Below are 2,793 nucleotides of genomic sequence, written 5' to 3'. Positions count from 1 at the left end.
CACCAGCCGTTTCGAACACGTAGCAGGGGCTTTCGTTGCAAGGCGATGAGTTCATGTTTTTGCTTCTGGCTGAGATCCTTCAGGCCAGGCAAGAAGAGGTCTTCTTGTGGTGTTGTTCCTGCTGTCATGCTGCTGCTCCTGCGTATTTTTGCAGGAGGGAAGCGCTTGGTTCGATGTTTGGGGTTTCTGGTTCCGGGCCGACCAAGATCTGGCGCATGAGGAGCGCGTCACCGTTGGCAGCGATCCACGCATGAACTGCAGGGCGGGACCATCTGGCCATACCGGGTAAGCGTGTTGGAAACCCTTCAGCTTCCAGTTTTTTTCGTAGGCGATCGAAGTTGTTCTCTGAGAGGCCGAGCGCCTCGCAGAGTTCAGATCGATTATAGGTTTTGGAGGCAGTTTGTAAGGTCATAGTGCCGTTTCCTCAGGTTGGTAACGGCAACTATAATTTACCTGATAGGTAAGAGTGTCAAGATAAAATTACCTGTCAGGTAAATATCTTTTCGTGAGCAACTATTGCGGAAATTGCTTCGAGGGTAAGTTTGCGAAGTTCCCTTGAAGCGATTGCGCTTACTTTTTTGCTTTGATCTTCCGTCTCGGCCAGTCGCCCTTCTGTTCGTGCTGTTAGCTGGGCCTCGACTGTAACTTGAAAGAGTTGTGCTGGTGCAAATGTTGGATCTCGATGATCAATCTCAGAGATTAACTCCACTAAAGTCAGATTGATGTCAAAGAGATGCTCTGGCTCCATTCGATTAAATCGTTCACTCAGAAAGCTAGAGATTTCTTCGGGCGTGTCAAAGAGAATAGGAGAACCGATAGCGCTTGATAAGAGGTGAAGCATACAACTCTGGAATACTTCTTTTTCTGCGGCGGATGAGGCGAAGAAGCGCCTTTTAAGTTCTTGTGCAACCTCGTGATCGGACCTTATTTTGAAGTCAATATGATCTTCGCTCGATTGTAGGTGGTGCGTTTGGGGCTCTGCTTGACTTCTTATGTATCTGAACACAATGAACAGACACACGGTAATGGCTATTGGTATCAGAATATAATTCATTTTCAGGTGCTTATTGCATCAAGAAAGGCCTTTATTTGTTTTTGCTGTTGGGGGGTGAGTTCTTGGATGCGGTTAATGAGTTCTGCTGCTTCGCCAGGAGGGGAGCTGATTAAAGCAATGGGCGTAGTTTCTAAAGCTTCAGCAAGTGCTTCTAGGACTGATTGAGTGTAGGGCTGCAGGCCTTTTTCGATCCGGCTTATACTGACGTTCGTTACCAGCTGATAGCCTTCATCATCCAGCATGCGATCCGCTAGTGCTTGTTGGCTTAGGTTGCGGTGCTTGCGCCACTCTTTGAGGTAGGTTGGTTTGTACTGCTTTCTGCTCATAGCTGCATTGTGATTTCACCACATGTAAATTTCTATCCGGTGTACAGGTAAATTTGTCTTGACGAATATTACCTGTCAGGTAAATGTCATTGCATGACTGATTTGCATCCACTCCAAACTTATCTAGATAGCGCGGGCATGCGGCGAGATGACTTTGCAGCGACAGTTGGCATCACAGAGCAAAGCTTGTCGCGCATCATCAATCGTAAGCAAAACGTCAAGCTGGATCTCATTCAGCGGATCGTTGTGGCGACTGGCTTTGCTGTTTCTGCTGATGACTTCCTGACTGTTTCTCCTCCCAAAACTGTAAGTGAAGTTCGCGAGCAGCAAGCTCAGTGCTTTGCGTCGGTCAAGCCTATGAGGTTAAGCGTATCATGAGCTCTTCTTCAGCCACTCTCCCCAATATCATTGGTCGGCGTCGTTTTTCCACGCTGCAAACAGCGCAAAGTTGCGCTCGTTCTGAAGATGCTGAGATGGCTGAGCGGATCTCTGAGTTCCTTCGCCAGAAGTATCCAGATGGCACCGCCAAGATCGTTGGTAAGGAAACCGGCATCCCCTGGAAGACGGTTAAAAACTGGCTAGACAAGCGGGCGGCTCCCAAAGCCCCGCATTTCATGAAGTTGGTGAACGCTTACGGTCTTCCCTTTCTGGATGCTGTTGATCCGGAGGGTCTGCCGTTCCTGAAGGACGTTCGCACTGCCATAGAGCGCCGAGATCTTACCGTTCGATTTGAAGAAGTGATTGCCACTGCGCAGAAGTTGAAGGGAGGCGACCTAGATGGAAGCTGACCAGATCTGCAGGATTGAGAAAGCAAGTGGCTCCGGGTTCCGGATTATTGGCCGGCTCGATGATGAGCGGCTGGTTCTGGTTGAGCCTCAACGGGATCGGGCTGCGCGTGTTCTTGCGGGTCCATTCACGTTTGAGCGCGGCATTCTGTTTGCTGAGAATGTGCTGGCTGGTCATCCCGCTGCGATCAATCACGAAAAGGGCCAGCTCATTACCAGCGTGACGTTGATGGCGCTGTATTCCCTGTTTCACGACACAAGCAATAGCCAGGGTGCTCTCCCACACCTCCCAAGCCCTGGCTCGACTGCCGCCGCACCAAGTCTCCCCGCTGGTGCGGCGGCTCCCAGCTCTACGACACTGCTTTAGGACTGCATCATGGGTTTTTCCTGCTCCAGCCGAATTGAAACGCACGTGCGTTTGTCAACCGTCTCTCAAAATCCACAGGGACTGGAGAAGATCGAGCGTGATGCAAAACGGCTCGGAATTAGCGTGGCGCAACTTTGCGCTACTGCAGGTGTAGCTCACACAACCTGGCATCGAGCAAGGCGATCGGGAACGATGAGAGCATCTACTCGGCGGAAGCTTAAGACTGCCCTGGCTCGAATGAAACGCGAGAAAGAACTCAAT

6 protein-coding genes are annotated in these 2,793 nt (G+C 50.5%); 3 read left to right on the top strand and 3 right to left on the bottom strand.

Annotated features, from left to right (window positions below):
* Positions 1-124: 124 nt before the first annotated feature.
* The 3 genes from PPL9_RS20840 to PPL9_RS20830 form a co-directional block, all read right to left on the bottom strand.
* On the bottom strand, positions 125-412 hold the full coding sequence (locus tag PPL9_RS20840; protein ID WP_057464491.1) for a hypothetical protein: 288 nt from the start codon (positions 410-412) through the stop codon (positions 125-127).
* Between the two features lie 75 nt (positions 413-487).
* Positions 488-1,054, bottom strand: a complete 567-nt coding sequence (locus tag PPL9_RS20835; RefSeq protein ID WP_057464490.1) for a hypothetical protein — start codon at positions 1,052-1,054, stop codon at positions 488-490.
* Between the two features lie 2 nt (positions 1,055-1,056).
* Positions 1,057-1,380: a helix-turn-helix transcriptional regulator gene (locus PPL9_RS20830; protein WP_057464489.1), complete on the bottom strand. Its 324-nt coding sequence runs from the start codon at positions 1,378-1,380 to the stop codon at positions 1,057-1,059.
* A 93-nt stretch (positions 1,381-1,473) separates the two neighbouring features.
* Between PPL9_RS20830 and PPL9_RS20825 the strand changes: the two genes are divergently transcribed.
* The 3 genes from PPL9_RS20825 to PPL9_RS20815 are packed head-to-tail and all read left to right on the top strand — an operon-like array spanning position 1,474 to position 2,532.
* On the top strand, positions 1,474-1,758 hold the full coding sequence (locus tag PPL9_RS20825; RefSeq protein ID WP_057464488.1) for a helix-turn-helix transcriptional regulator: 285 nt from the start codon (positions 1,474-1,476) through the stop codon (positions 1,756-1,758).
* Entirely contained in the window at positions 1,755-2,168 is a 414-nt protein-coding gene (locus PPL9_RS20820) for a hypothetical protein (RefSeq protein ID WP_057464487.1), read from the top strand. Before PPL9_RS20825 ends, PPL9_RS20820 begins: the two co-directional genes overlap by 4 nt.
* Complete coding sequence (locus PPL9_RS20815; protein WP_057464486.1) at positions 2,158-2,532, top strand: hypothetical protein; 375 nt, start codon at positions 2,158-2,160, stop codon at positions 2,530-2,532. Before PPL9_RS20820 ends, PPL9_RS20815 begins: the two co-directional genes overlap by 11 nt.
* Positions 2,533-2,793: the final 261 nt, after the last annotated feature.

The sequence above is a fragment of the Pseudovibrio sp. POLY-S9 genome (assembly GCF_001431305.1).
Classification (GTDB): Bacteria; Pseudomonadota; Alphaproteobacteria; order Rhizobiales; family Stappiaceae; genus Pseudovibrio.
The sequence above is the reverse complement of the archived record's forward strand: the minus strand, read 5'-3'. Positions and strand labels throughout refer to the sequence as shown.

Bases quoted from the DNA above. Each gene is read 5' to 3' on its own strand.
- PPL9_RS20840 (WP_057464491.1), bottom strand. From the start codon at position 412: ATGACCTTACAAACTGCCTCCAAAACCTATAATCGATCTGAACTCTGC.
- PPL9_RS20835 (WP_057464490.1), bottom strand. From the start codon at position 1,054: ATGAATTATATTCTGATACCAATAGCCATTACCGTGTGTCTGTTCATT.
- PPL9_RS20830 (WP_057464489.1), bottom strand. From the start codon at position 1,380: ATGAGCAGAAAGCAGTACAAACCAACCTACCTCAAAGAGTGGCGCAAG.
- PPL9_RS20825 (WP_057464488.1), top strand. From the start codon at position 1,474: ATGACTGATTTGCATCCACTCCAAACTTATCTAGATAGCGCGGGCATG.
- PPL9_RS20820 (WP_057464487.1), top strand. From the start codon at position 1,755: ATGAGCTCTTCTTCAGCCACTCTCCCCAATATCATTGGTCGGCGTCGT.
- PPL9_RS20815 (WP_057464486.1), top strand. From the start codon at position 2,158: ATGGAAGCTGACCAGATCTGCAGGATTGAGAAAGCAAGTGGCTCCGGG.